Source organism: Brevundimonas sp. SORGH_AS_0993 (assembly GCF_030818545.1).
Classification (GTDB): domain Bacteria; phylum Pseudomonadota; class Alphaproteobacteria; order Caulobacterales; family Caulobacteraceae; genus Brevundimonas.
Map to the genome: position 1 here is coordinate 1080085 of NZ_JAUTAH010000001.1, position 23842 is coordinate 1103926.

The 23842-nt window shown below is 68.7% G+C and carries 21 protein-coding genes; 11 read left to right on the forward strand and 10 right to left on the reverse strand.

Going from position 1 to position 23842, the window contains the following annotated elements:
• Positions 1-85: 85 nt before the first annotated feature.
• From QE389_RS05380 to QE389_RS05400, 5 genes are all read left to right on the forward strand, one after another.
• Positions 86-1006, forward strand: coding sequence for a site-specific tyrosine recombinase XerD (locus QE389_RS05380; RefSeq protein ID WP_307365185.1), 921 nt, complete (start codon positions 86-88; stop codon positions 1004-1006).
• 111 nt (positions 1007-1117) lie between these two features.
• On the forward strand, positions 1118-1312 hold the full coding sequence (locus QE389_RS05385; protein ID WP_307365188.1) for a type II toxin-antitoxin system HicA family toxin: 195 nt from the start codon (positions 1118-1120) through the stop codon (positions 1310-1312).
• 87 nt (positions 1313-1399) lie between these two features.
• Positions 1400-2353 carry an acetyl-CoA carboxylase carboxyltransferase subunit alpha gene (locus tag QE389_RS05390; RefSeq protein WP_307365190.1) on the forward strand — a complete coding sequence of 318 codons (954 nt, stop codon included), beginning with the start codon at positions 1400-1402 and terminating at the stop codon, positions 2351-2353.
• Positions 2354-2480: 127 nt separating this feature from the next.
• Positions 2481-3029: a response regulator gene (locus QE389_RS05395; RefSeq protein WP_307365192.1), complete on the forward strand. Its 549-nt coding sequence runs from the start codon at positions 2481-2483 to the stop codon at positions 3027-3029.
• 44 nt (positions 3030-3073) lie between these two features.
• Positions 3074-3499 (forward strand): chemotaxis protein CheE, encoded by a 426-nt coding sequence (locus tag QE389_RS05400; RefSeq protein ID WP_307365194.1) that lies wholly within the window; start codon positions 3074-3076, stop codon positions 3497-3499.
• Here the strand turns inward: QE389_RS05400 and QE389_RS05405 are convergent.
• The 6 genes from QE389_RS05405 to QE389_RS05430 all read right to left on the reverse strand — a co-directional run bounded on the left by QE389_RS05405 (position 3490) and on the right by QE389_RS05430 (position 11430).
• Positions 3490-5334, reverse strand: coding sequence for an ABC transporter ATP-binding protein/permease (locus tag QE389_RS05405; RefSeq protein ID WP_373458289.1), 1845 nt, complete (start codon positions 5332-5334; stop codon positions 3490-3492). The two genes, QE389_RS05400 and QE389_RS05405, sit on opposite strands and share 10 nt — an antisense overlap.
• Before the next feature lie 110 nt (positions 5335-5444).
• Entirely contained in the window at positions 5445-6461 is a 1017-nt protein-coding gene (locus tag QE389_RS05410; RefSeq protein ID WP_307365198.1) for a low specificity L-threonine aldolase, read from the reverse strand.
• Positions 6461-7402, reverse strand: coding sequence for a mechanosensitive ion channel family protein (locus QE389_RS05415; protein ID WP_307365200.1), 942 nt, complete (start codon positions 7400-7402; stop codon positions 6461-6463). The genes QE389_RS05410 and QE389_RS05415 overlap by 1 nt, the downstream gene beginning before the upstream one ends.
• Positions 7403-7454: 52 nt before the next feature.
• Positions 7455-9143: a cisplatin damage response ATP-dependent DNA ligase gene (locus QE389_RS05420; protein WP_307365202.1), complete on the reverse strand. Its 1689-nt coding sequence runs from the start codon at positions 9141-9143 to the stop codon at positions 7455-7457.
• Between the two features lie 96 nt (positions 9144-9239).
• On the reverse strand, positions 9240-11030 hold the full coding sequence (locus QE389_RS05425) for an ATP-binding protein (protein ID WP_307365205.1): 1791 nt from the start codon (positions 11028-11030) through the stop codon (positions 9240-9242).
• 103 nt (positions 11031-11133) lie between these two features.
• Entirely contained in the window at positions 11134-11430 is a 297-nt protein-coding gene (locus QE389_RS05430; protein ID WP_307365207.1) for a BolA family transcriptional regulator, read from the reverse strand.
• Positions 11431-11475: 45 nt separating this feature from the next.
• On the opposite strand from QE389_RS05430, the gene QE389_RS05435 reads away from it, so the two are divergent.
• Positions 11476-12144 carry a J domain-containing protein gene (locus QE389_RS05435; protein WP_307365208.1) on the forward strand — a complete coding sequence of 223 codons (669 nt, stop codon included), beginning with the start codon at positions 11476-11478 and terminating at the stop codon, positions 12142-12144.
• A 7-nt stretch (positions 12145-12151) separates the two neighbouring features.
• Here the strand turns inward: QE389_RS05435 and QE389_RS05440 are convergent, their stop codons facing one another.
• Entirely contained in the window at positions 12152-12829 is a 678-nt protein-coding gene (locus tag QE389_RS05440) for an SDR family oxidoreductase (RefSeq protein ID WP_307365211.1), read from the reverse strand.
• Between the two features lie 43 nt (positions 12830-12872).
• The gene (locus QE389_RS05445) at positions 12873-14039 is read right to left on the reverse strand and encodes an N-acetylmuramoyl-L-alanine amidase (RefSeq protein ID WP_307365213.1); all 1167 of its coding nucleotides are present in this window, start codon (positions 14037-14039) and stop codon (positions 12873-12875) included.
• 508 nt (positions 14040-14547) lie between these two features.
• Between QE389_RS05445 and QE389_RS05450 the strand changes: the two genes are divergently transcribed.
• From QE389_RS05450 to QE389_RS05460, 3 genes are read left to right on the forward strand one after another with little or no spacing between them, the layout of a single operon-like run.
• Positions 14548-17238, forward strand: coding sequence for an Rne/Rng family ribonuclease (locus QE389_RS05450; protein WP_307365215.1), 2691 nt, complete (start codon positions 14548-14550; stop codon positions 17236-17238).
• Between the two features lie 58 nt (positions 17239-17296).
• Positions 17297-18694: a M48 family metalloprotease gene (locus QE389_RS05455; protein ID WP_307365217.1), complete on the forward strand. Its 1398-nt coding sequence runs from the start codon at positions 17297-17299 to the stop codon at positions 18692-18694.
• Between the two features lie 34 nt (positions 18695-18728).
• A complete protein-coding gene (locus QE389_RS05460; protein ID WP_307365219.1) occupies positions 18729-19502 on the forward strand; it encodes a thioredoxin domain-containing protein in 774 nt (257 codons plus the stop codon).
• Positions 19503-19604: 102 nt separating this feature from the next.
• Here the strand turns inward: QE389_RS05460 and QE389_RS05465 are convergent, their stop codons facing one another.
• The gene (locus QE389_RS05465; protein ID WP_307365221.1) at positions 19605-21326 is read right to left on the reverse strand and encodes a lipopolysaccharide assembly protein LapB; all 1722 of its coding nucleotides are present in this window, start codon (positions 21324-21326) and stop codon (positions 19605-19607) included.
• Positions 21327-21487: 161 nt separating this feature from the next.
• Between QE389_RS05465 and QE389_RS05470 the strand changes: the two genes are divergently transcribed.
• Both QE389_RS05470 and QE389_RS05475 read left to right on the forward strand, forming a co-directional pair.
• Positions 21488-22414: an ABC transporter ATP-binding protein gene (locus QE389_RS05470; protein WP_307365222.1), complete on the forward strand. Its 927-nt coding sequence runs from the start codon at positions 21488-21490 to the stop codon at positions 22412-22414.
• On the forward strand, positions 22404-23261 hold the full coding sequence (locus tag QE389_RS05475) for a hypothetical protein (protein WP_307365224.1): 858 nt from the start codon (positions 22404-22406) through the stop codon (positions 23259-23261). Before QE389_RS05470 ends, QE389_RS05475 begins: the two co-directional genes overlap by 11 nt.
• 2 nt (positions 23262-23263) lie before the next feature.
• Here QE389_RS05475 and QE389_RS05480 read toward each other — a convergent pair whose 3' ends face one another.
• The gene (locus QE389_RS05480; RefSeq protein ID WP_307365225.1) at positions 23264-23707 is read right to left on the reverse strand and encodes a GNAT family N-acetyltransferase; all 444 of its coding nucleotides are present in this window, start codon (positions 23705-23707) and stop codon (positions 23264-23266) included.
• Positions 23708-23842: the final 135 nt, after the last annotated feature.

Genomic DNA, 23842 nt, shown 5'->3' on the forward strand with positions numbered 1-23842 from the left:
CGGCGAAGGCGCGGGCAGGCATGATCCCTGAAACCTCTACACCAAGCCTGGCCGTGCGCCATCCGTTCGCGGCGCCGATCGTCGCATGACGCCCCAGATCGAGGCCTTTCTGGAGATGATGGCGGTCGAGCGCGACGCCTCCCCCCACACCCTGGCCGCCTATGGCCGCGACCTGGCGGACGCCGAGGCGTCCCTGTCCGGCGCGGGCGGCCTGCTGGGCGCGGACGCGGCAGCGGTGGAGGGCTGGTTCGCCGAGCTGTCGCGGCGCGGCCTGTCCGCCGCGACGGCCGCGCGCAGGCGCTCGTCCGCCCGCCAGTTCTATCGCTTCGCCCTGGCCGAGGGCTGGCGCGCAGACGACCCGTCGCGCCGTCTGGATGCACCCAAACAGGGCCGCGCCTTGCCCAAGGTCTTGAGCCGCGCCGAGATCGACGCCCTGCTGGCCGCCTCAGCCGCCCGCGACGCCGCCGCCGGCCTGCGTCTGGTCGCTCTGGTGGAGATGGCCTACGCCTCGGGCCTGCGGGTGTCCGAACTGCTGGGCCTGAAGGTCGATGCGGTGCGGCGCGACCCGGCCTATCTGATCGTGCGCGGCAAGGGCGGCAAGGAACGACTGGCCCCCCTGAACCCCGCCGCCCGCGAGGCGATCAAGGCGTGGCTGACCGCCCGGGACGCCAAATTCAAGGGCAAGGCGGGGCGAAAGCCCCAGGCGCCGGAAAGTCCGTGGATGTTCCCCTCCTCGGGCCGCACCGGCCATCTGACGCCCCGCCGCTTCGCCCAACTGCTGGACCAGGCGGCCCTGACGGCGGGCATCGACCCGGCCCGCGTCAGCCCCCACGTCCTGCGCCACGCCTTCGCCACCCACCTGCTGGAAGGGGGCGCCGACCTGCGGGTCGTCCAGACCCTGCTCGGCCACGCCGACATCGCCACGACCCAGATCTACACCCACGTCGCCACCGACCGCCTGGCCCAGGTCGTCCACCAAAACCACCCCTTGGCGCGCGACGACTGACTGCCCGGTCGGAAAGACTGGCCGATTGAAATCATCGATTGTTTTCATCGTTCGTCCGCCCTGCGTTTGGCGCAAGCAAACTGCGCGGATTGAAGACGAAAGACCGAGCAGATGCCCAAGGACTTCTACCCTGGACTCACCGCCTTCCTCTTCGCCGCTGGCTGGCGTCGCGTCGTGAACGCCAAGGGCAGCCACGAGAAACGGAGACATTCCGACCAACCGCAGGCCGTCATCGTGCCGCGCTCCAAGAGCCGCCACACTGCCAATAGCGTTCTCAAACAAGCTGGCTTGCCGAAGGCTTTCTGACACCCGCTTGCCCGACGGCGTCGACGTCTCTAGTTTCGCCCGCCTTCCCTAAGGGCGCTTCGCCCGCCCCCAGTCCCGGACGCCTTTATGGCCACGCACTATCTCGACTTCGAAAAGCCGATCGCCGATCTGGAAGCCAAGATCGACGAACTGTCCGCCCTGTCCCAGACGACGGGCGGCTTCGAGACGGAAATCGCCGGCCTGCGCAAGAAGGCCGCCCAGCTTCGCAAGAAGACCTATGCGGGCCTCGACCCCTGGATGAAAACCCAGGTCGCGCGCCATCCGCAGCGGCCCCACTTCGTCGACTATGTCGCGGGCCTGTTCACCGACTGGAACGAACTTCACGGCGACCGCCAGTTCGGCGACGACCAGGCCATCCTGGGCGGCCTGGCCCGTTTTCGGGGCCGGCCCGTGGTCGTCATGGGCCATGAGAAGGGCCACGACACCACCACCCGCCTGACCCACAACTTCGGCATGGCGCGGCCAGAGGGCTATCGCAAGGCCGTGCGCCTGATGGACATGGCCGAGCGGTTCGGCCTGCCGGTGCTCAGCTTCGTGGACACCGCCGGCGCCTACCCGGGCCTGGGCGCCGAGGAACGCGGTCAGGCCGAGGCCATCGCCCGCTCCACCGAGCGCTGCCTGACCCTGGGCGTGCCCTCCATCGCCACCATCACGGGCGAAGGCGGTTCGGGCGGCGCCATCGCCATCGCCGCCGCAAGCCGGGTGATCATGCTGGAGCATTCGATCTATTCGGTGATCTCTCCGGAGGGCGCGGCCGGCATCCTGTGGCGCGACGGCTCGCGCGGTCGGGACGCCGCCATGGCCATGAAGATCACCGGCCCCGATCTTATCCAGCTCAAGATCGTCGATCGCCTGATCGAGGAACCCGTCGGCGGCGCCCACGCCGACCGCCAGGCCGCCATCGCCAATGTCGGCGACGTGCTGGCGGACGAGTTGAAGCGGTTCGACGGTCTGTCTCCCCAGCAGATCAGGAAGCAGCGCGCCGACCGCTTCTACGCCATCGGCGCCCTGGGCGGCTGAACCCAGACACCCGCTGCATTAACGCGCCGTCCACTCTCGAATGCCAAGATGGCGTTCGTGGGATATGCAAGCAGCAATGGGCGGTCAGCCATGATCGACACGGCCGTATGATCAGACCGAGTCGAACATGAGCACGCCCTCCTCTCTGCGCGACAGCGCCGTGTTCAACTTCAGCGAAGCCGTGACGATGATCGTCGACGACTCGCCCTTTTCCCTGACCTTGACGGCCAACGCCCTGGCCGGTTTCGGCATTCGTCCCACCTACGCCGTCGGAACCGGAACCCAGGCGCAGAAGCTGTTGAAGGACAAGACGATCGACCTTCTGGTCGTCGATACGGACATGCCGGACATCGACGGTTATGAACTGGTGCGCTGGCTGCGACGGTCGGCGCCCAACCCCAACGCCTTTGTCCCGGTCATCATGACCGCCAGCCACATTCGTCGGGGTCGCGTCACCGAGGCGCGCGACTGCGGCGCGAACTTCGTCGTCACCAAACCGTTCAGCCCCAGCCTGCTGCTGGAAAGGATCCTGTGGGTGGCGCGCGACAACCGGCCCTTCCTTGAGGTCGGCGACTATTTCGGACCGGATCGACGCATCCGCAACGAAGAATACGATGGAGAGGAACGTCGCGCCGACATGCTGCGCCGGCGTCAGAATTCGGAGAACGCCCTATGAGCGTGATCACGCATAAACAAGCCAGGTCGCGTCTCGGCCAGATGATGAACAAGCCCGGAGGCGTCAGCGTCGGGGTCGCCCTGGCGCAGGCCAAGGCCAATCTGGCCCCGCTTGAGGATCAGGCTCGAACGATCATCGCGGATAATATCGCCGCCCTGCTGGCGCCGACGCCCGCCGACATGATCGAGCCGATGCGGCTGGACATGGCCTACAGCGCCTCAAGCCAGATCATCGACGCGGCCAGTCCGTTCGAGATGGACGATCTTTGCAAGGCGGCCAAGGGGCTGTGCGACCTTCTGGACGCCGCGCCCCGTCAGGGCGGGTTCGATTGGCGGATCGCCACCGTCCACGCCCAGGCCATGAAGGTTCTTCTGTCGCTGCCTTCGACGGAGGCCGAGGCCCGCACCGCCATTATCGCCAATCTGCACGAGGTGCTGAAGCGCAAGCTGCCCGGTCAGCCTCAGGGCTGAACGACCTTTCCGGCTCGCGTCTGCTTTCTCCATAGGGCGGCGTACTCCCCGCCCTGGCGCGCCACCAGTTCGTGATGAGCGCCGCGCTCCACGATCCGCCCGGCTTTCAGAACCAGTATCTGATCGGCGTCGGCCACGGTCGACAGCCGGTGCGCGACCACCAGGGTCGTGCGGCCGTTGCGGGCCTTCTGCAGCGTCTTCTGGATCGCGGCCTCGGTGCGGCTGTCCAAGGCGCTGGTCGCCTCGTCCAGAATCAGGATGCAGGGATCGGCCAGCAGGGCGCGGGCGATGCCGACCCGCTGACGCTCCCCGCCCGACAGCTTCAGCCCCCGCTCACCCACCGTGGTTTGCAGGCCGTCGGGCAAGGCGCGGATGAAGTCCGCCAGTTCCGCCGCCTCGGCCGCCGCCCAGATCCGGGCCTCGTCCGCCTCGGGCCGGGCGAAGGCGATATTGGCCGCCAGGGTGTCGTTGAACAGGGCCACGTCCTGCGGCACCAGGGCCACCGCCGCCCGCAGCGACGCCTGGGTCACGTCGCGCGCGTCGTGGCCGTCGATCCGCACCTGCCCTTCCTGCGGGTCCAACAGACGCAGGGCCAGCTTGACGATGGTGGACTTTCCGGCGCCCGACGGCCCGACCAGCGCCGTCGTCGCGCCCAGCGCGACCTGAAAGCTGACATCCTCCAGCCCGTTGGCCCGCGCGTCGTGGCGGAAGCCGACATGGTCGAACCTCAGCTCCGCCCCGCGCGCATCGGTCGGGCGCGGCAGGGGCGCGGCGTCCGGCGCGTCGGCCACCTGCGGCGTCTGGCGCGTCACCTTCAGCATCTCCTCCATGTCGATGAAGGACTGGCGGATTTCCCGATAGGCGAAGCCCAGGATGTTCAGCGGCGCATAGAGGGAGATCATGATCAGCACGGCCGCCGTCACGTCGCCGGGTCCCATCCGCCCGGCCGCCGCCTCGAACCCGGCCATCACTGCCATGACGCCCAGACCCAGGTTCATGATCAGGGCCTGCGCCCCGTTCAGCAGGGCCAGGGAACTGTTGGCTTTCAGGGAGGCGGCGGCATAGTCGCCCAGCGCCCGGTCATAGGTGCGCGCGGCCCGCGCCTCGGCGCCGAAGGACTTGACCGTCTCATAGTTCAGCAGGGCGTCCACCGAAACGCCCGCCGCCTCGGAATCGGCGGCGTTCATGATCCGCCGGTGCTCCAGCCGCCAGTTGGACATGGCGAAGGTGGCAACGGTGTAGATGACGACGACCACCACGGCGACGACGGCGAAGCGCCAGTCGTATTTTCCGCCCAGAACGGCGGCGGCCAGCACCAGTTCCACCCCCGTCGGCGCCAGGTTGAAGGCCAGGATGCGCAGCAGGAAGTCCACCGCCCGCGATCCGCGATCCATGGTGCGCGACAGGGCGCCCGAGCGTTTGGTCTGGTGGAAGTCCAGCGACAGGCTCAGCGCATGGGCGAAGGCTTCGGCCGCCGTGGCGCGCTGGGCGGCGGCGCGGACGGGAGCGAACACCACGTCCGACGCCAGGGGCGACACCGTCGAAAGCAGTCGCACCAAGGCCCATCCGACCGCGAAGGCGGCGAAGCTCCAGCCCACGGCCGCCGCCGCGCCCTGCCCCGCCGCCAGGCGATTGACCGCCGCGCCCAGCACCAGCGGCGCCATCACCCCCAGCCCCTTGCCCGCCAGCGTCAGGGCGATGGCCGAGAACAGCCGCAACCGCAGGTGCGACGCCCCGGACCGTCCCACCAGCCGCGCCAGGTCCGCGAGCGCCGTCAGCGTCGCCGGTCCGTCTGTTCTGTCGTCCATGCTCCCGGCCTGCTGCGCCTTGACCATCGGGTCGCGCCGGCCGCCTGAGCGCTCACCACGCATCGCCATGATCCGCATATGGAAACCCGATGCGACCGGGGAAAGACCACGCTGACGCCGGGCGGGGGATCAGCGGTTCAATCCAGGCCGACGATCGTTTCGATCAGTTCGTCCACCGCCGCCTGTTGCGTGGCCCAGGAACAGACGAACCGAACCGATCCGTCGTCGAACGGATAGCAGGCCCAGCCCAGGGCGTTCAGACGGGCGTGCGCCTCGGACGGCATCCGCACGAAGACGGTGTTGGCCTCCACCGGATGGGCCAACACGAAGGCCGACCGCTGGGCGATGCCGGCGGCCAGTCGCTGGGCCATCAGATTGGCGTGGGCGCCGCCCGCCTCCCAGTCGCCGCTTTCCAGCAGACCCAGCAGGGGCCCCGACAGCATCCGCGCCTTGGAGGCCGTCTGCCCGGCCTGTTTCAGCCGATTGTCCAGCCGCCGCGACAGACCCTTGTTGAACAGGACCAGGGCCTCGACGCAGCTGGCGCCGGCCTTGGCCCCGCCGAACACCAGGATGTCGACGCCCAGGCGCGCAATATCCTTCAGATCGAACCCGGCCGCCACGGCGTTGGTCAGGCGCGCGCCGTCCATATGAACGCCATGGCCCGCCGCCTTCACCGGCTCGATCAGGTGGCGCAGCTCCTCCTCCGCATAGACGGCGCCGTATTCCGTCGCCTGGGTCAGGGACAGGGCTGCCGGCGGCTGGCGATGGCCGACCTCTTCCTCGGCCAGCTGAGCCTGCAGGGCCAGGGGATCGATCTTGCCGGAAAAGCCGGGCAGGCCGATCAGACCGGCGCCATGGCCGAAGAAGCCCGGCGCGCCCGTCTCGTCCGTGCAAATATGGGCCGAATGGTGCGCCAGCACCGCCTCGAACGGCTGGGCCAGCATGGACAGGGCGATGGCGTTGGCCGCCGTGCCGCTGAAGACGAACCGGATTTCGGCGTCGGCGTCCAGGCGGGCGCGGATGGCGTCGGCGGCGCGCGCCGTCGTCTCGTCCGCCCCATAGGACCGCACAAACCCCTTGTTGGCGCGCGCCAGACCTTCCAGGGCGCTCATGGCCATGCCGGCGGTGTTGTCGGAAGCGAAGTCGTAGCGCATCAGACCGTCTTGTCCTCTGGCCTGGAAGAGACGCCGCGCGGGTCGTCCCTGGCGTCGCCATAGGGCACGGCCACCTGGTGCGGGAAAGGAATCTCGATCCCGGCGGCGTCCAGCGCCTCCTTGCCGCCCTGCATCAGATCGGCCTGGGTCTGCCACCAGTCGCCGACCTTGACCCAGGCGTGCAGCGTCACCTGCACCGCGCTGTCCAGCAGCGCCGTCACCCCCGTCCAGGGCTTGGGATCGTCCAGCACCTTGTCATGGGCGGCGGCGACCCCGGCCAGCACCTGACGCGCCCGGTTCAGATCGTCGCCATAGCCGACGGTGAAATGGATCTCGATCCGCCGTGTCTGCTGGCCCGTCAGATTGGTCAGGGGGTCGCTCAGGACCTTGGAATTCGGGATGACGATCTTGTGGTTGTTGGCGTTGGACAGCTGGGTCGTGAACAGGTCCAGCCGCTGCACCGTGCCCGACATGCCCCCCACATCGACCACGTCGCCCACACGATAGGGCCGCAGCACCAGCAGCATGATCCCCGACGCCACGTTCGACAGCGTCCCCTGCAGCGCCAGGCCCACGGCCAGCGACGCCGCGCCCAGCACCGCGATGATCGAGGTCGTCTGTACGCCCAGGCGCTGCAGCACGGCGATCATGCCGACGATGACGACCACCACCCGCACCACCTGGACGGCGAAGCTCAGGACCGTCGGGTCGTGCCGGAAGCCCCGCACCCGCGACAGGGCCCGTCGCGCCGCGCCCGCCGCCCATTTCGCCGCGAACAGGGTGGCGACGAAGATCAGGATGGCGATGGTCAGATTGACCGCGAACTCGCCCGCCAGCTCGGTCAACTTGGTCAGCATCACCGCATCGACGGCGATGGCCTTGCGGCCGGCGGCGACCGCCTGGTCCAGGGAAGCAACGTCGAGGGGCGTGGGCGAGGACATGGGGCGGGTCTAACGCCTGACGCGCCGATTGTAAGCCCCGCCCCGGCCGATTTTAAGCCTTGGCCAGGCGTCCGCCGCCGCTTTCGATGGCGTCCAGCAGATCCATGACGGAATCCAGCGTATCGGCCTCTCGCGCCGGCTTGTCCCAGCGGATGCGGCTGACGCGCGGAAACCGCATGGCCACGCCTGACTTGTGCCGCGTCGAGCGATTCAAGCCCTCGAAGGCGATCTCCAGCACCAAGCCGAAATCCCGCTCGGCCCGCACCGACCGCACGGGTCCGAAACGCTCCACCGTGTGGTCGCGCACGAACTTGTCCAACTGCTTCAGCTCGTCGTCGGTGAAGCCGAAATAGGCCTTTCCAACGGGCGTCAGCGCCCCCTCCTCGGTCCAGACGCCGAAAGTGTAGTCGGAGTAGAAGCTGGAGCGTTTTCCGTGTCCGCGCTGGGCGTACATCAGGACGGCGTCGATGACGTGCGGATCGCGCTTCCACTTGAACCACGGTCCCTTGGGCCGTCCCGCCAGATAGGGGCTGTCCCAGCGTTTCAGCATCAGCCCCTCGGCCGCCGCCCCCACCGGCGGATCGGCCCGCAGTCGCGCCAGCTGATCCCAATCGGCGTAGTCGACCACCGGCGACAGTTGCAGCCGCTCGCCGATATGACCCTCGACCAAGGCTTCCAGGCGCGCCCGACGCTCGCGCAGCGGCAGGCCGCGCAGATCCTCGCCGTCCTGGGCCAGCAGATCATAGGCGACGACCGCCGCCGGAAAGGCCTGCATCGCCTTGTCGTCCACCGTCTTGCGGTTCAATCGCTGCTGTAAGTCCCCGAACGGCGCGACAGCCCCGTCGCGCCAGACGATGAGTTCGCCGTCGATGGCGCCCTGAAACGCCAGCGCCTCCATCACATCGGGAAAGGCGGCCGAAATCTCGTCGCCGGTGCGGGAATAGAGTTTGCGGACCTCGCCCTCCAGCACCGCCTGCACGCGGATGCCGTCCCACTTCCATTCGGCCGCATAGTCGTCCGGCGACAGCTTGGGCAGATCGACCGCCTCGTCGATGGCGACGGCCAGCATGACCGGCCGGAATCGGCCGGGCGCATCCGGGCTGGGCCGCTCCGCCCTGCCCTCCAGCCAGGCGAACAGGTCGGCGTAGGGCGGCTCGACGGCGTGCCAGACCTCCTCGATGGCCGAGGCGTCCAGGGCCTCCAGCGTCATCTGCGCTTCATCGCCCTCCGGCGACGGCGGCGCCATCACGGCGTCCGGCCGCATCATCGCCGCCGCCGTCTTGGCCAGCCGCGCCGACAGACCGACACGCAAGGCCCCGGTCATCAGCTTCAGCAGCGCCCATCGTCCTTTCGGCTCCAACGCATCCAGCCACCCTTCCAGAAGACCGCGCACCTCGGTCCGGGTCGCTGTCCTTAGCGCCTCCACGACCTCGGCCAGTTCGGGCTCGCGGTTCGGTCGATGGTCCGGCGTCACCGGCCAAATCAGGGCCACCGTCTCGGCCAGATCGCCCACATAGTCGTAGGACCAGCCGAACAGCACGCTGTCCACCCGTCCCTCCACCGCCTTTCGGATCATCGCCGGCTTGGCGGCGTCGAAGGTCAGGTCGCCGGTCAGGGCCGCCAGGGCCCAGCCCCGATCCGGATCGGGCGTGACGCGCAGATAGTCGCGCACCAGCACCAGTTTGGCGTTGCGCGAGGCCGTCAGGGACAGCCGGTCCAGAAGTTCGGCGAAGGCGCGCATTCAGGGTCCATCCGGCGCGGCCGTGACGCGCCTTCCCACAACGAAGAACGCCCCGGAGGTTTCCCGCCGGAGCGTTCGCGTCTGCGACACCTTCGATCAGGCGGCGGCCGAACAGAGGCACTCGACCGTTCGCAGCGCCTCTCGCCCGCCGGCCACTCGCACCATCAGCTCGGCCAGGGCCCCGAAGTCGATGGGCTTGTTCAGATAGGCGTCAGCGCCCGCCAGCAGACCGGCCTCATGGTCCTCGCTGCGCGCCGAAGCCGACAGGACCACGATGGGCGTCTGGTCGTTCGGCCCGTCTCCGGCGCGGATCAGCCGGGTCGCCGTCAGGCCGTCCATGACCGGCATGTTCACGTCCATGATGATCAGGTCGAACGGCTGTTCCGCCGCGGCCTCGACCGCCAGTTGCCCGTTCTCGGCCGCGGCCGTGACGTGCGAGGCCGAACGCATCCAGGCTTCCAGGATCATGCGATTGACCGGGTGGTCCTCCACGACCAGCACACGCAGGGATGCGGCCGTCTGTACCTCGACATTCTCCTCCTGGGCGACGACCGGCCTGGCCCATTCGACCACCTCCGCCTCTAGCGACAGGGTGAAGCACGACCCCACGCCCATCTCGGAGGTGACGGTGATGTCGCCCCCCATGATGTTGGCCATCCGTCGCGCGATCGTCAGGCCCAGGCCCGTGCCGCCGAACCGGCGCGTGGACGAGGCGTCGACCTGGGTGAAGGGCTGGAACAGGCGCGACAGATCCTCCTGGGAAATGCCCGACCCGCTGTCCGTCACCACGAAATCGAAGCCGACCCGCTTGCTGGAGATGCGACGCCCGCGCACCAGGAAATGGACCTGCCCCCGGTCGGTGAACTTGACCGCGTTGGACAACAGGTTCTGCAGCACCTGGCAGACCCGCAAGGGGTCGCCGCGCACAACGGTCGGGATTTCACCTTCGAAGGCGGAGACGAACTGCAGCCCCCGCGCCTCGGCCTGGGCCTCGAACGGTCCCGTCACCCGTTTGTGCAGATCGTCCATATCGACGTCGATGATCTCGAAATTCATCTTGCCGGCCTCGATCTTGGTCATGTCGAGGATGTCGTTCAGCAGGCTCAGCAGATTGTCGCCCGAGTTGCGGATGATCGACAGATACTCCCGCTGCGTCGCCTCGAGTTGGGTGGCGCTGAGCAGTTGGGCGGCGCCCAGAACGCCGTTCATAGGGGTGCGCAGCTCGTGAGAGATGATCCCGAGGAAATTCGACTTGGCCTGATTGGCCGCATCCGCCTTGTCCCGCGCAGCTTCCAGCTCTTCGATCAGATGCGCCTGATGCGCCTGGAACGCCCTGATCCGATCCTCGCGCAGCATGGTCATGATCACCAGGACGAACAGGCCGGCGGCGGTGAATGGCACCACCCCCAGCATGGACCAGAACTCGGGGGTCCCCCACAGGCTAGCCAGGATGATGGCCGCCGACGCGCCATATGGCGACGAGATGATCAGGGCCTGACGCGGCGAACTGCGCAGCTGGGTGAAGACCAGCACATAGCCCGAGATGATCAGGGCGATAGCCAGCGGCTGGCCGAAGGAGGCGTGAGAAAACCAGGCGAGAAGCGGCGCGACGGCCCAGGCGGCGGTCGTCACCGTGGCGACGATGGGAAACAGCACGCCCCAGCCGGTCTCGACATTGTGGCTCAGACGATGCTCGACGACCCCCCGCACCGAACCGGCGATCACCGTCAGCAGGAACCACAGAGAGGCCTGGGCCGGCCCCACCGTGCCCAGAAGACCCAACGCCCAGGACGAGATGATCAGGTAGCGCAGATATTGGGTCTGCAGGATGGCGGTCAGAGATTGCGCCGCCTCGCCGACCAGTTGATCGCCAGGTGCGGCCTTCATGACGCCGTCCGATTCCACCATCGACCTGTGTCCCCACACCCAGTTCAGTGCAAAACACTATGGCGAAGATTCTAAGACGAGGTGAACGCTGCCTTTTCCTTCTTCAGCCTGCCTCTCCCGGCGTCAGGGCCTTGATCGACAGGGCATGGACCGGGCCGGCCAGTTCGGCCTTCAGCAGGGCGTTGACCATCCTCTGCCGCGCCACGCGCGACTGCCCGTCGAACGCGCGGGAGACCACCGTGAGGTTGAAGTGGCTCTCGCCGCCGGGCCGGGCGTCCATCCCGCCCTCGTGATGATGGCCGGCATGGCGCCCGCTGTCGTCCTCCAGTTCCAGCCGTTCGGGCGCCAGGGCGGCGGTCAGTTTTTCACGGATAATCGCCGCCACGGGGCCGTCGGACATGATCGTTTCCTTGAAGAGGTCCAATTACGGACTACACTTCGGGTGATGACCGCTTCCTTTCAATACAAGCCGCGCTTCACCGACATCCGCGTGAAGCCGCCCAAGGCCGAGGAGGAAGCCGCCCAGGCCGACGTCCTGCACCTGAAACCCGGCGAAAGACCGTGTCAGTGGCCCGACTGCCGCCGCGCCGCGACGGCCAAGGCGCCCAAGTCGCGCGAAAGGCTGAACGACTTCTACGAGTTCTGTCAGGCCCACGCCGGAGAATACAACAAGGGCTGGAACTTCTACGCCGGCATGACCGAGGGCGAGATTCGCGCCGCCCAGGAGAACGAGGCCATGACCGGCGGCCGTCCGACCTGGGAGATGAAGGCGGGCAAGTTCACGCGCGAGGCCGCCGCCTTCGCCGCCAAGATGGGCACGGCCAACACCACCGGCGCCGGATCCTGGCGCGACAGCTTCGGCCTGTTCGGGCGCAAGGGCGATCAGACGCCGCAATCCCCCACCGAGGATCGCCGCGTCGGCAAGCTGGAACGCGCGGCCCTCGCCGATCTGGACCTGGAGCCGGGCGCCGACCGGGCGGCCGTCAAGGCGCGCTATCACGACCTGCTCAAACGCTTCCACCCCGACACCAACGGCGGCGACCGGGGCGCCGAGGCCAAGCTCCAGCGCGTCATCAAGGCGTGGAAGACGTTGAAAAAGGCCGGCCTGGCCTGAACCGTCGCTAGTCGGCGTAGATCATCTTGCGCGTCATCCCGCCGTCCACCGTCAGAACCTGGCCGGTGACGAAGCCCGCTTCGGCCAGATAAAGCACGGCCTGGGCGATGTCGTCGGCGCGGCCCACGCGGCCGACCGGATGCTGGGCGCGATCGACGGGTCGCAGGTCGACGTCGTCCGAAATCCAGCCGGGGGCGATGGCGTTGACGCGCACCTGTGGCCCCAGGCTGATCGCCAAGGCGTGGGTCAGGGCGACCAGCGCCCCCTTGGACGCCGCATAGGCTTCCGTCTCCGGCTCGGACATGAAGGCGCGGGTCGAGGCCATGTTGACGATGGCGGCCGGCGACCGGAAACGGGGAATGGCGGCGCGCGTCATCAGGAAAGCGCCGGTCAGATGGCTGTCCACCGTGCGTCGCCAGTCCTCCAGCGACAGGTCCGCCAGGGGACCGTTGACCGGATTCGCCACCCCGCCGTTGTTGACCAGAAGGTCCAACCCATCCCAGGGCAAGCCCTCGAAGGCGCGGGCGACCGCCGCCTCGTCGCCGATGTCGCATCGAACCGCGCGCGCCGGCCCCTCTGCGGCCTTCAGGTCGAAGGCGGCGACGTCCCACCCCCGTTCGATCAGGCTGCTGCAGATCGCAGAGCCGATCAGGCCCGCGCCACCCGTCACGATCGCTGTCTTCATGCCCCACCAAACCGGCCCGAGCGCACTTGGTTGCGCGGTCGCCTCAGCTGTTGGCGCTGGGGGTCGAGGCCGTCATGACCGGCGCGGAAGGTTCGCGGAAATAGCGGTCGATGCCGTCCGCGACCGCCTTCATCAGCCGCCGCCGCGCGCGTTCGTCGGTCAACAGGCGTTCATCGTCCGGATTGGTGATGAAGCCCATTTCCAGCAGGACCGCCGGCACGTCGGGCGCCAGAAGGACCGCCAAACCGGCGTCGCGGTGGCTGCGGCGCAGCAGCGGATGCTCGGACGCCTCCAGATGGGTCAGGAGAACGCGCGCGAACTGGGCCGAGCGGTTCTGGGTGGCCCGCTGCGTCATGTCCAGCAGGATGCGGTCCACCGACGGGTCGCGGCCGGGCAGATGCAGTTCGCGGCGCCAGTTGTCGGTGCGCGTGAACTCGCGCACCGCCCGGCCGGCGCCCTGCTCGGACAGGGTATAGACGCTGGCGCCCCGGACCGCAGGGTCGGACCCCGCATCGGCGTGCAGAGAGATGAACAGGTCCGCATCCGCCTGGCGGGCGATGGCGACGCGCCGGTACAGATCGACATAAGTGTTGGTTTCGCGCGTCAACCGCACACGATACCGCCCGGTCTTCTCCAACTCGGCCTTGAGCGCCAGGGCGGCGGCCAGCGTCACCTGGCTTTCGTTGACCGTGGCGCCCCGCGCGCCGGGATCGCGGCCGCCGTGGCCGGCGTCGATCACCACCAGCGGCCGCTCGGCCCGACGCGGGGTCGGACGCTGCGGCGGGCGCGAAGCGGACCGCGTCGCCGCCGCCCCGGTCGCCTTGATGTCCACCACATAGCGATAGTGCGCCACCCCGTCGCCGGGCGGCAGCAGGAAGCGGCGTTCGATCTCGCCGCCCCGCGCCAGCTCCAGCTCGACCCGCGAGGCCCCGCCGGACGACGACACCTGATAGGACCGCACCAGGCCCGATCCGCCGCCGTCCAGCCCGCGCCCCGGCGAAACGCCGTTCAACGCCAGGGTGACGCGCCCGTCCGCGCCCGTGTCGATCACCCGCCCCTGCGCGGCCTTTTCCAGATCGATGACCACGCGGGTCCGATCACCGTCGGCGCCGAAGCGGATGCCCAGCACGTCGCCATTGCCGCCCCACGCCAGGCCGCGCGTGGCGAACAGGCCGACCGCGCAGATGACGACGAAGGCCAGGGCGGTCATCGCCCATTCCTTCGCGCCCCAACGCCGCAAATCTGTCATAACGCGACCGTCCATTGCGACGTCGAACCTGCGTAAAACTACTAGATCGGCACCTTGGCACGGCGCTCGTATGCAGGGGGTTAAGGCGAGGCGCTTTTAATTCGCGTCTGGCGTGGCTATGATTTGATCCGCTCGCGAACCGATCGCGCCGATTTCGCCCTTGGCGAAGACTGGCGCGCCCTCCTCGCGGCGTTGACTTTCACCTATCCGAGAACCGCCCCGGCCCTGCCGATGGTTCGAAGAGCGGACCAGGGACGCGGCCTTCCCAAGGATTGGCGCGCCCGGTTCAGGACCGACGACTTCATGGGCCTTTCCGCCTGCGCTCCCCAACGGCTTGACCAAGCCTTCTTCGCCGTTCTCGGCGGGGGGATGTCGCGCGCCTCGGCCCCCTCACCCGTTCGGCGAGCCGCCATGACCCTGCCCGGTGTTCCGGGACGGTCGGCCTGCGCGCGCCAGAGAGAGACTTTCCATGTCAAAGACCATGCTGATCGATGCGGCCCACCCGGAAGAAACCCGGGTCGCCATCGTGGACGGACGCCAGATTGAGGAATTCGATTTCGAATCCCGTGCGAAGCGCCAGCTTCGCGGCAACATCTATCTGGCCAAAGTCACCCGCGTAGAGCCCAGCCTTCAGGCCGCCTTCGTCGAATACGGCGGCAACCGCCACGGCTTCCTGGCCTTCAACGAAATCCACCCGGACTACTATCAGATACCCGTCGCCGACCGCGAAGCCATCATGGCCGAGGCGCACGACGACGAGGACGAGGACGATCTGGATCGCGAGTCCACCGGCGACGACGTCGACCCGGAAGCCGCCCTGGCGGACGAGGAGCGTCTGAAGCGTCGCTTGATGCGCCGCTACAAGATCCAGGACGTCATCAAGCGCCGCCAGATCCTGCTGGTCCAGGTCGTCAAGGACGAGCGCGGCGCCAAGGGCGCGGCCCTGACCACCTGGCTGTCGCTGGCCGGCCGCTACTGCGTCCTGATGCCCAACACGGGCAAGGGCGGCGGCATCAGCCGCAAGATCACCAACACCTCCGACCGTCGCCGCCTGAAGAGCGCCGTCGCCGCCCTGGACGTGCCCAAGGGCATGGGCCTGATCATCCGCACGGCCGGCGCCAAGCGCACCAAGGCCGAGATCAAGCGCGACTATCAGTATCTGCTGCGCCTGTGGGAGACGATCCGCGAGACCACCCTGGCCTCTCACGCCCCGTCCCTGATCTACGAAGAAGAGAACCTGGTCCGCCGCGCCGTGCGCGACATGTTCGACAAGGACTTCGACGGCATCCAGGTCGAGGGCGTCGAGGGCTTCAAGGAGGCGCGCGACTTCATGCGCGTGCTGATGCCGGCCCAGGCCAAGAAGGTTCACCTTTATCGCGGCTCGCGTCCCCTGTTCGCGGCCAACGGCATCGAGGAACTGCTGACCCAGATTCACCAGCCGGTCGTGCCGCTGAAGTCCGGCGGCTATCTGGTCATCAACCAGACCGAGGCCCTGGTGGCCATCGACGTCAACTCGGGTCGCGCCACCAAGGAACGCAACGTCGAGCAGACGGCGTTCAAGACGAATATGGAAGCGGCGGAAGAAGCCGCCCGCCAGCTGCGCCTGCGCGACCTCGCCGGCCTGGTCGTCATCGACTTCATCGACATGGATGAGGGCAAGAACAACCGCGCCGTCGAGCGCGTGCTGAAGGAGGCCCTGTCCTCCGACCGCGCGCGCATCCAGATGGGCCGCATCTCGCCCTTCGGCCTGATGGAGATCAGCCGCCAGCGCCGCCGCCTGGGCGTGATCGAGGGCGCGACCGAGGCTTGCCCGCACTGCCAGGGCACCGGCCGCATCCGCTCGGCCGAATCCGCCGCCCTTATGACCCTGCGCGCCGTCGACATCGAGGCCGGCAAGAACGGCGCCGGCGTGGTGATCCTGAAGGTCTGCACCGCCGTCGGCCTGTACATCCTGAACCACAAGCGCGCCTATCTGCAGTCGCTGCTGGAACGTCGCGGCCTGAACGTGATCGTCCAGATCGACGACAGCCTGGGTCAGGGCGAACACGGCATCGAGCGCACCGAGACCAACGAGGACTTCGTCGCCCCCGAGATCGAACTGCCCGACCTGAACGATGACTTCGACGCCGACCTCTATGAGGACGAAGACGAGGACGATGACGAGGAGATCGTCGGCGACGACGAGGACGACGACGTCGAGGCGCTGGAGCGCGAGGACACCGACGACGACGAGCCGCGCGAGCGCCTGGATCGTCAAGACGGCCGGGGCCGCAACCGCCGTCGCCGTCGCGGTGGTCGTCGGGACGAGGAAGTCGCCGAGGAAACGCCCGCCCTGGCCGATCTGTCGGACGACGAAGAGGACGAGAACGGCCGTCGTCGCCGTCGCGGTCGTCGCGGCGGTCGCCGCGCCCGCGAGGACGGCGAACGCGACGTCTACACCTGGGTGCGGGGCCGCACCCCGTCTCTGGACGACCCCTATGTCTGGTTCGACCCGCTGAACCCCGGTCGCGCCGATAGCCGTCCCGAGCGTGGCGAGCGTCCTGAACGCGCCGAGCGCCCGGCCGTGACGCAGGAGCCCGTCGAGGGTCTGGACGCGGTCGCCGACGACAACGCCGGCGAGGAAGGCGGCCGTTCGCGCCGTCGTCGTCGTCGCGGTCGGGGTCGCAACGGCGACGGCCTTGTCCATGAGGTCAAGGTCGAGAACCGCGCCACCAACGAGGGCATGCCGGCCGACGGTTCGCCCGACACTCCCATGGCCGTGACCTTGCCCGTCGCCGACGACGTCGAGGCGCCCGCCGTCGCCCCCGTGGCGGCGGAGCCCCAGCGCCGCCGGGTCCGCCGCAAGGCCGCCGTCGTCGCTCCGGAAGCCGCGGACCTGGCCGCTCAGACGGTCGACGATCCGCACGTCGAGGCGCTGGAAACCGCCATCGAGCCCAACGAGGCGCCGACGGCGGGCGAACCCGTCGTCCTGGATGTGACGCCCGCGGAAGCCGCCGTCGAACAGGGCGTCATCGAGGCCCCCGCGCCCGAGCCGGTCATCCTGGCCGAGCCCGTGGTCGCGCCCAAGCCCGAGATCGACGTCGAGGCCCTGATCGCCGAAGACCCGAACCAGATCGTCGCGCCGCCCGAAAAGCCCAAGCGCGGATGGTGGCGCCGCTGATCGGTCACGATTAGACTGTCAGGATGCAGGCGGGGGCCGGTCGTACTTGGAGCATGCCATGACGTGGCTTCCCCGATCTGCATCCCGCCTTCTGGCGGCGACGACGGCGGGTATTGCGGCCCTCCTCGTCGCAGGCCAGGCCTCGGCCCAGAGCCTGATCCGCGACACGGAGGTCGAGGGGATTATCCGCGAATGGGCGGACCCGGTCTTTTCGGCCATGGGCCTGAACCCGGCGGACATCGAGGTCCTTCTGGTCAATGACAACGACCTGAACGCCTTCGCCACGCGCGGGCGGATCATGGGCGTCAACACCGGCCTGATCCTGCGGACCCGGAACCCCAGCGAGCTGCTGGGCGTGATGGCGCACGAGGCGGGCCACATCAAGAACCGCCACACCCTCAGCGACGGCGCCCAGAACGCCGGCAAACAGCCTATGTTCATGACCATGGCCCTGGGCGCCCTGGCCATCGCGGCAGGCGCGCCGGACGCCGGCGTGGCCCTTTTGGGCTCCAGCCAGTATTTCGGGACCCTGGGCGCCCTTCGCTATCTGCAGGGACAGGAGGGCGAGGCCGACCTGACCGGCGCCCGGGGCCTCGAGGCGGCCGGCGAGTCGGGCGCGGGCCTGGTGTCCTTCTTCGACAACTTCCGCTCCCAGGAGGTCTTCTCCGACGCGCGCCGCTATCCCTATTTCCGCAGCCACCCCCTGTCGGCCCAGCGGATCGAAAGCCTGCGTCGCTTCGTGCAGGAGCAACCGCACTACGAGCACCGCGACAGTCCCGAACGCCTAGCCCAGCACGCCCTGATCCTGGCAAAGATCCACGCCTTCATGGACCAGCCGGCGGCGACCCTGCGCGACTATCCCTCCACCGACACCTCCCTGCCCGCCCGCTACGCCCGCGCCATCGCCCTGTATCGCGACGGACAGACGGAAAAGGGCCTGGCGGCGGTGGACGCCCTGATCGCGGGCGATCCGACCAATCCCTATTTCCACGAGTTGAAGGGCCAGATCCTGTTCGAGGAGGGCCGCCCGGCCGAGGCCATCGCCGCCCACCGCGAGGCGGTGCGGCTGAAGCCCGACGCCCCGCTGCTGCGGATCAACCTGGCCCACGCCCTGATCGAAACCAACGACAAGGCCAATCTGGACGAGGCCATCGCCCAGCTAAAGCACGCCGTGGTGGCCGAGAAGGACAACACCCTGGCCTGGCGGCTGCTGGCCCAGGCCTACGCCTCCCAGAACAAGGAGGGCGAGGCCCGCCTGGCCTCGGCCGAATACTATTTCGCCGCCGGCGACGACAAGCAGGCGACCCAGTTCGCCCTACGCGCCCGCTCCATGCTGGACCCCCGCTCCATCGAATGGCGCCGCGCGGTGGACATCGTCCTGGCCTCGGGCGCCACGCCTGAAGACCTTCAGGACCTGGACCGGCGCGAGGCGGCGCGCCGCCCGGCCCTCAACTGACCCCCGCAGTGATCCGAGACGACAAAGAACCTTCATGACCGATCAAACCCCCTCGCCCCCGCCTGCCGCCGCCCCTAAGTCCGGTGGCCTGGGCGCGCGCGCCGGCTATCTGGCCCTGGGCCTGTCGGTCATCGCCCTGGGTCTGGCGGCCGCACCCTATTTCACCGGCGCCGGCGACGTGCGCGGCTATCTGCTGAAGCATCCCGAGGTCCTGCAGGAAGCCAGCGCCGCCCTGCAGCAGAAGGAGGCTCAGGCCCGCGTCGACGAGATCAACCAGGCCGCCGCCGCCAACGCCGGCCTGTTGGCTCCCGACAGCCGCGATCCCAGCTTCGGTCCCGCCGACGCCAAGGTCACGGTGATCGAATTCTTCGACTTCCGCTGCCCCGGTTGCAAGGCGGTGGCCCACGACTATCGCGCCCTGATGGCCGCTCATCCCGAGGTGCGCTTCGTCTTCAAGGACTGGCCGATCCTGGACCGGGGCCAGGACGTCACCTCGCAATACGCCGCTCGCGCCGCCCTGGCCGCGCATCAACAGGGCAAGTATCTGGAGGTCTATGACGCCCTGATGGAGGCCCGCGCCCTCAGCATCGCCTCCATCGACCAGATCCTGGCCCAGCACGGCGTGGATATGACGCGCGCCAAGGCCGCCATCGCCGCCCCCGACACCACCCGCCACATCGCCGACATCCACACGACCGCCGCCGCGCTGCGCCTTCAAGGCACGCCCAGCTTCTTCGTCAACGGCAAGGCAAGCGCCGGCATCGACCCCGCCGAGATCGGCCAGATGATCGAGGCGGCCAAGCGTTAGCTCTGATCGACCGTCAGGCTGCGCCCGTCATTCTGCTGCGTCGGCAGCCCCGGAATGACGAACTCCGGCGTCGCCGAACGCCTGCGGATTGGACCTGAAACTCTAAGCCTCGGCCAGGCTCATCGCCCCGCCGATCCATTCGACCCCGGCGTGGCGCAGGGCGTCGTTGGCCGCCGTCTCGTCGCCCAGGGCCATCTGCGCCCGATACAGGACGTAATAGCTGTAAGGGTCGCTGGGCCAGTCCTTCAGCAGTTCGCCGATCTTGTCGCGCGCGCCGGCCGCGTCGCCCGAGGCCAGCATCGCCGCCGCCAGGCTGCGCCGCGTCGGATACCAGATCAGGGGCGGATCGCCGCCTTCGGGCGTCATCGCCTGAATGGCGGCGGCGCGGCCATAGGCGGCGACGGCGGCCGGATAGTCGCGGTCGATCATGGCCGCGCGGCCTTCCAGCACTTTCTGGAACAGCTCGGCGAAGCCCTTCTGCTGGTCCGCCATCGGCCCCTTGAAGACCCCCTCGGCCAGCAGGGCGGCGATGGCCGCCGCCTCGGTCCGCACGGCCGACGCATCCCTGCGCCGCGCCGCCGCCTCGCCCCGCGCATAGCGCCAGCCGACCCGCATCAGGGGCCGCCCGGCGTCGGGCTCGGCCAGGGCCGCCACCTGCCGCGCGTCGCCGAACCGGCCGTAAAGCGCATAGGCGTCCGCCGCCATGATCTGGCGGAAGGTCTGATAATCGTCTTCGCCCGGCTTGGGCTCGGCCAGCAATTCCGGATAGGTCTGCATATACCAGTCGGCCAGTTCCAGCCCCCGCGCGGCGCCGCCCGCCATCAGGGCGCCGCCCATGCCGAAGTGGATGTTGTGGGCGTGCAGCCGCATGCCCTTGATCCCGCCGGGCGGCCCGACCAGCCGATCGTAATTCTTGTCCAGCGCCACGGCCCGGACGTTGGACATCATCGCGTCCTTGTAGCGCCCGACGCGATAGAAGGTGTGCGAGGGCATATGCACCAGATGGCTGGCCCCCGGCGCCAGTTGCGCCAGCCGCTCGCCATAGGCCAGGGCCCGGTGCGGGTCGTCCGACCATTCGGTCAGGTGGATATACAGGTGGATGGCGCCGGGATCGTTCGGCTTGACCTCCAGCGCATGCTCCAGAATGGCCATCGCCCGCGTCACGGCCGGGTCGGCGGCCTTGCCCTCGTCGTCCCACCACTCGCCTTCGGGCTTCAGCATCCAGGCGTCGGCCGTGATGGTCGCCACCGAGACGTCGTCCGGATGACGTTTGGCGATCCGGTCTATAGCGCGGGCGAAGCGGGTCGCCCGGCTCTTCTCCCCGCCCGAATAGCGTTGGATCAAGGCGTCGATCATCTGGCGCTGCATCGGCGTTGCGTCGCCTGCCAGCCGTCGCGCCTCGCGGGCCACGCGCAGGCCGGTCGCCACCGACTCCGGATCATGGCCGCCGCCGTTCAGGTTCGGCCCGATGGCCCAGGCCTCGCCCCAGGCGCACATGCCGCAGCTGGGGTCCAGCAGCCGCGCCTTGCGGAAGGCGCGCACCGATTCCGTATGCTCGAAAGCCCAGCGCAGACGAACGCCATAGTCGAACCAGGCTTGGGCTTCGGCATTGGCGGTATCGACCTTGAAGCCCTCGTCGCCGAAGCCGGGAACCATGACCATGTCGGCCGTGGGCTGGGCGTCGCCCACCGCCCCGACCCGGCCGCAGATTTGCGGATTGGCGATCAGGGCCAGGGTCGCCGCCGTCGCGGTCGCATCGGCCACCGCGACCGGCGCCACCAGACAGGCGGCGGCCGCCGTCGCGATCAGAACAGTCCTGCGCATCCCAAATCCCCGCCCCTTTCGGCCATTGTGCGCCCGAACGTCCGACGATCCAAGCGTTGCCGGCGGCTCAAAGATCGCCGGTCTCCAACATTGCCGATCGTTAATGCGACGCCGCATCGCGGCGGCTTGTGGAGACGCCGTCGTCAGGCCAAGCTCGACCGATGCAAACCGTCATCGACATCCGCGACCTGACCAAGCCCTATGGTTCGGTGAAGGCCCTGGACGGCCTGACCCTGTCGATCCCGCGCGGCGGGGTCTATGGGATTCTCGGGCCGAACGGCGCGGGTAAGTCCACCCTGTTCCGCACCCTGCTGGGCCTGATCCGCCCGACCGGCGGCGAAGCGACGGTCATGGGCGGACGCATCGGCGACCCGGCCGCCACCCGGCGCATGGGCTCCATGATCGAGACGCCGCGCTTTCCCCCCTTCCTGACCGCACGACAGGTGTTGCAATGGCTGGGCCGCGCCCACGGCGGCGTCCCGGGCCAGGAGATCGACGGCTGGCTGGCCCGCGTGGGTCTGACCGAGGCGGCGAACCGCAAGGTGCGCGGCTTTTCGGTCGGGATGCTGCAGCGCCTGGGCGTCGCCGCCGCCTTGATGACCAAGCCGGACCTGGTCATCCTGGATGAACCGACCAGCGGCATGGACCCGCCCGGCATCCAGGAGATGCGCGCCCTGATCCGCAGCCTGGCCGACGACGACGGCGTGACCATCATTCTGGCCAGTCATCAGTTGCAGGAGGTCCAGCGCGTCTGCGACCGCGTCGCCATCTTCAACAAGGGCCGGGTCATCACCGAGGGCCGGGTCTCGGAACTGACGGCCTCGGGCGAACGTCTGCGCCTGTCGGTCACGCCCCTGGCCAAGGCCCTGAGCGTTCTGGGCGATCGCGCCAGTCTGGACGGCGACGCCCTGGTGGCCGCCATCGCCCGGTCGGAAACCCCGGCCGTCATCTGCGCCCTGGTCGAGGCCGGGGTCGAGATCGAGGAAGCCCGCTGGATCGGCGCCGACCTGGAGGACGTCTTCATGACCGAGACCGGCTGGACCGGCGTGCAGGCCGACGCCGCGAAGGGGACCGCCCATGCTGGTTGACGCCATCCGCGCCGAATCCTATCGCCTGTCGAAGAACCGCACGGCCCTGTTTTGGAGCCTGCTGTTCGTGCCGGTCATCGGCCTGCTGATCTCGACCGCCACCTTCATCGTCGCCAAGGCCAACGAGGCCAAGCTGGCCGGCAGGCTGCCGCCCGAACTGGGCCTGAACACCTCTCCGCTGGACCTGGGCGCGGGCCTGGTCGCCAGTGCGGCCCAGTTCGCCAATCCGGCGGTGCTGATGTTCGTGCTGATCGGCGCGGCCACGATCTTCGCCGGGGACTATCGCTGGGAGACGTGGCGCCTGACCACGGCCCGAAACAGCCGGCCCAACCTGTTGCTGGGCAAGGTCGTGGTGGTGGTCGGCCTGACCATCGCCGCCACGATCGCGGTGTTGATCGGCGACATCGCCTCCAACCTGGTCAAGGCGATGGTGTTCAAACGCGCCCTTACCTTCAGCCTGACCGGCGACCAGCTGGCCGACATGGCCTGGCTGACCCTGTTGGGCTGGGGCCGCATCGTCCAGTTCGTCATGCTGGGTCTCCTGGCGGCGGTGACGACCCGTTCGCTGCTGGCGGCCCTGTTCGTGCCGCTGGTCGTCGGCGTGGGGCAGTTCTTCCTGCCCAATCTCCTGGCCTCCATGGGCGCCTCGCCCAAAGGCTGGCTGATGCCGCTTCTGACGCCTGGCATGGCCGCCGATCTGTTGCAGGCCGTGATTCAGGGCGCTCCAGCCGCGGCCCTGCCGCCCCAGGCCCTCGCCAAGGGCCTGCTGGGCCTTGGCCTGTGGACCGGGGTTCCCCTGATCGGCGCCATTCTCTGGTTCCAGCGTCAGGACCTGTCCAAGGAATAGGGCTAGAGCCGCTTTTCCATGAAGACGTCGGCCCGCGCATAGGGCGTGGGCCGCGCCGGCAGGGGGACGAAGCCGAAACTTTCGTACAGGGCGATGGCCGGCGCCAGGCCGCTGTTGGTCTCCAGATACAGCCGTTTCGCCGCCGCCTCGCAGGCTTCAAGCAGCCGCCGCGCCAATCCCTGACCGCGCGCGGCGGGCGCGACCGTCATCTTGGCCACCTCTAATCCGTCCTCGATGCGGATCAGGGCGCAACAGCCGACCGTCTGCCCATCTTGCTCAACGATGAAGATGCGGCCGCCGTCCGCCAGAAAGACGCCCTCGGGGTCGTCGATGGCCCGCCGATCCTTGGCCTCCACCGCGAACCCGCCCTCGGCCAGCCACGCCCGGTTCAGCCGCGCCCAGTCGGCCGCATGCTCGGAACGATAATCGACGATGGCGAAGGTCATGCCGCTCAATGCCCCAGACCGAAGGGGGTGAGAAGAGGGTCCTATCCTGACGGCCCCGACGGCGTCGTTTTCCGACCGGCAAACGGAACCCCGACCCGCCGCCCAGGGTTTCCTGGTCAAGCGTGGCGTTAAAGC

Coding starts and splice junctions, on each gene's coding strand:
- QE389_RS05380 (WP_307365185.1), top strand. CDS start 86: ATGACGCCCCAGATCGAGGCCTTTCTGGAGATGATGGCGGTCGAGCGC.
- QE389_RS05385 (WP_307365188.1), top strand. CDS start 1,118: ATGCCCAAGGACTTCTACCCTGGACTCACCGCCTTCCTCTTCGCCGCT.
- QE389_RS05390 (WP_307365190.1), top strand. CDS start 1,400: ATGGCCACGCACTATCTCGACTTCGAAAAGCCGATCGCCGATCTGGAA.
- QE389_RS05395 (WP_307365192.1), top strand. CDS start 2,481: ATGAGCACGCCCTCCTCTCTGCGCGACAGCGCCGTGTTCAACTTCAGC.
- QE389_RS05400 (WP_307365194.1), top strand. CDS start 3,074: ATGAACAAGCCCGGAGGCGTCAGCGTCGGGGTCGCCCTGGCGCAGGCC.
- QE389_RS05405 (WP_373458289.1), bottom strand. CDS start 5,334: ATGGTCAAGGCGCAGCAGGCCGGGAGCATGGACGACAGAACAGACGGA.
- QE389_RS05410 (WP_307365198.1), bottom strand. CDS start 6,461: ATGCGCTACGACTTCGCTTCCGACAACACCGCCGGCATGGCCATGAGC.
- QE389_RS05415 (WP_307365200.1), bottom strand. CDS start 7,402: ATGTCCTCGCCCACGCCCCTCGACGTTGCTTCCCTGGACCAGGCGGTC.
- QE389_RS05420 (WP_307365202.1), bottom strand. CDS start 9,143: ATGCGCGCCTTCGCCGAACTTCTGGACCGGCTGTCCCTGACGGCCTCG.
- QE389_RS05425 (WP_307365205.1), bottom strand. CDS start 11,030: ATGAAGGCCGCACCTGGCGATCAACTGGTCGGCGAGGCGGCGCAATCT.
- QE389_RS05430 (WP_307365207.1), bottom strand. CDS start 11,430: ATGTCCGACGGCCCCGTGGCGGCGATTATCCGTGAAAAACTGACCGCC.
- QE389_RS05435 (WP_307365208.1), top strand. CDS start 11,476: ATGACCGCTTCCTTTCAATACAAGCCGCGCTTCACCGACATCCGCGTG.
- QE389_RS05440 (WP_307365211.1), bottom strand. CDS start 12,829: ATGAAGACAGCGATCGTGACGGGTGGCGCGGGCCTGATCGGCTCTGCG.
- QE389_RS05445 (WP_307365213.1), bottom strand. CDS start 14,039: ATGACCGCCCTGGCCTTCGTCGTCATCTGCGCGGTCGGCCTGTTCGCC.
- QE389_RS05450 (WP_307365215.1), top strand. CDS start 14,548: ATGTCAAAGACCATGCTGATCGATGCGGCCCACCCGGAAGAAACCCGG.
- QE389_RS05455 (WP_307365217.1), top strand. CDS start 17,297: ATGACGTGGCTTCCCCGATCTGCATCCCGCCTTCTGGCGGCGACGACG.
- QE389_RS05460 (WP_307365219.1), top strand. CDS start 18,729: ATGACCGATCAAACCCCCTCGCCCCCGCCTGCCGCCGCCCCTAAGTCC.
- QE389_RS05465 (WP_307365221.1), bottom strand. CDS start 21,326: ATGCGCAGGACTGTTCTGATCGCGACGGCGGCCGCCGCCTGTCTGGTG.
- QE389_RS05470 (WP_307365222.1), top strand. CDS start 21,488: ATGCAAACCGTCATCGACATCCGCGACCTGACCAAGCCCTATGGTTCG.
- QE389_RS05475 (WP_307365224.1), top strand. CDS start 22,404: ATGCTGGTTGACGCCATCCGCGCCGAATCCTATCGCCTGTCGAAGAAC.
- QE389_RS05480 (WP_307365225.1), bottom strand. CDS start 23,707: ATGACCTTCGCCATCGTCGATTATCGTTCCGAGCATGCGGCCGACTGG.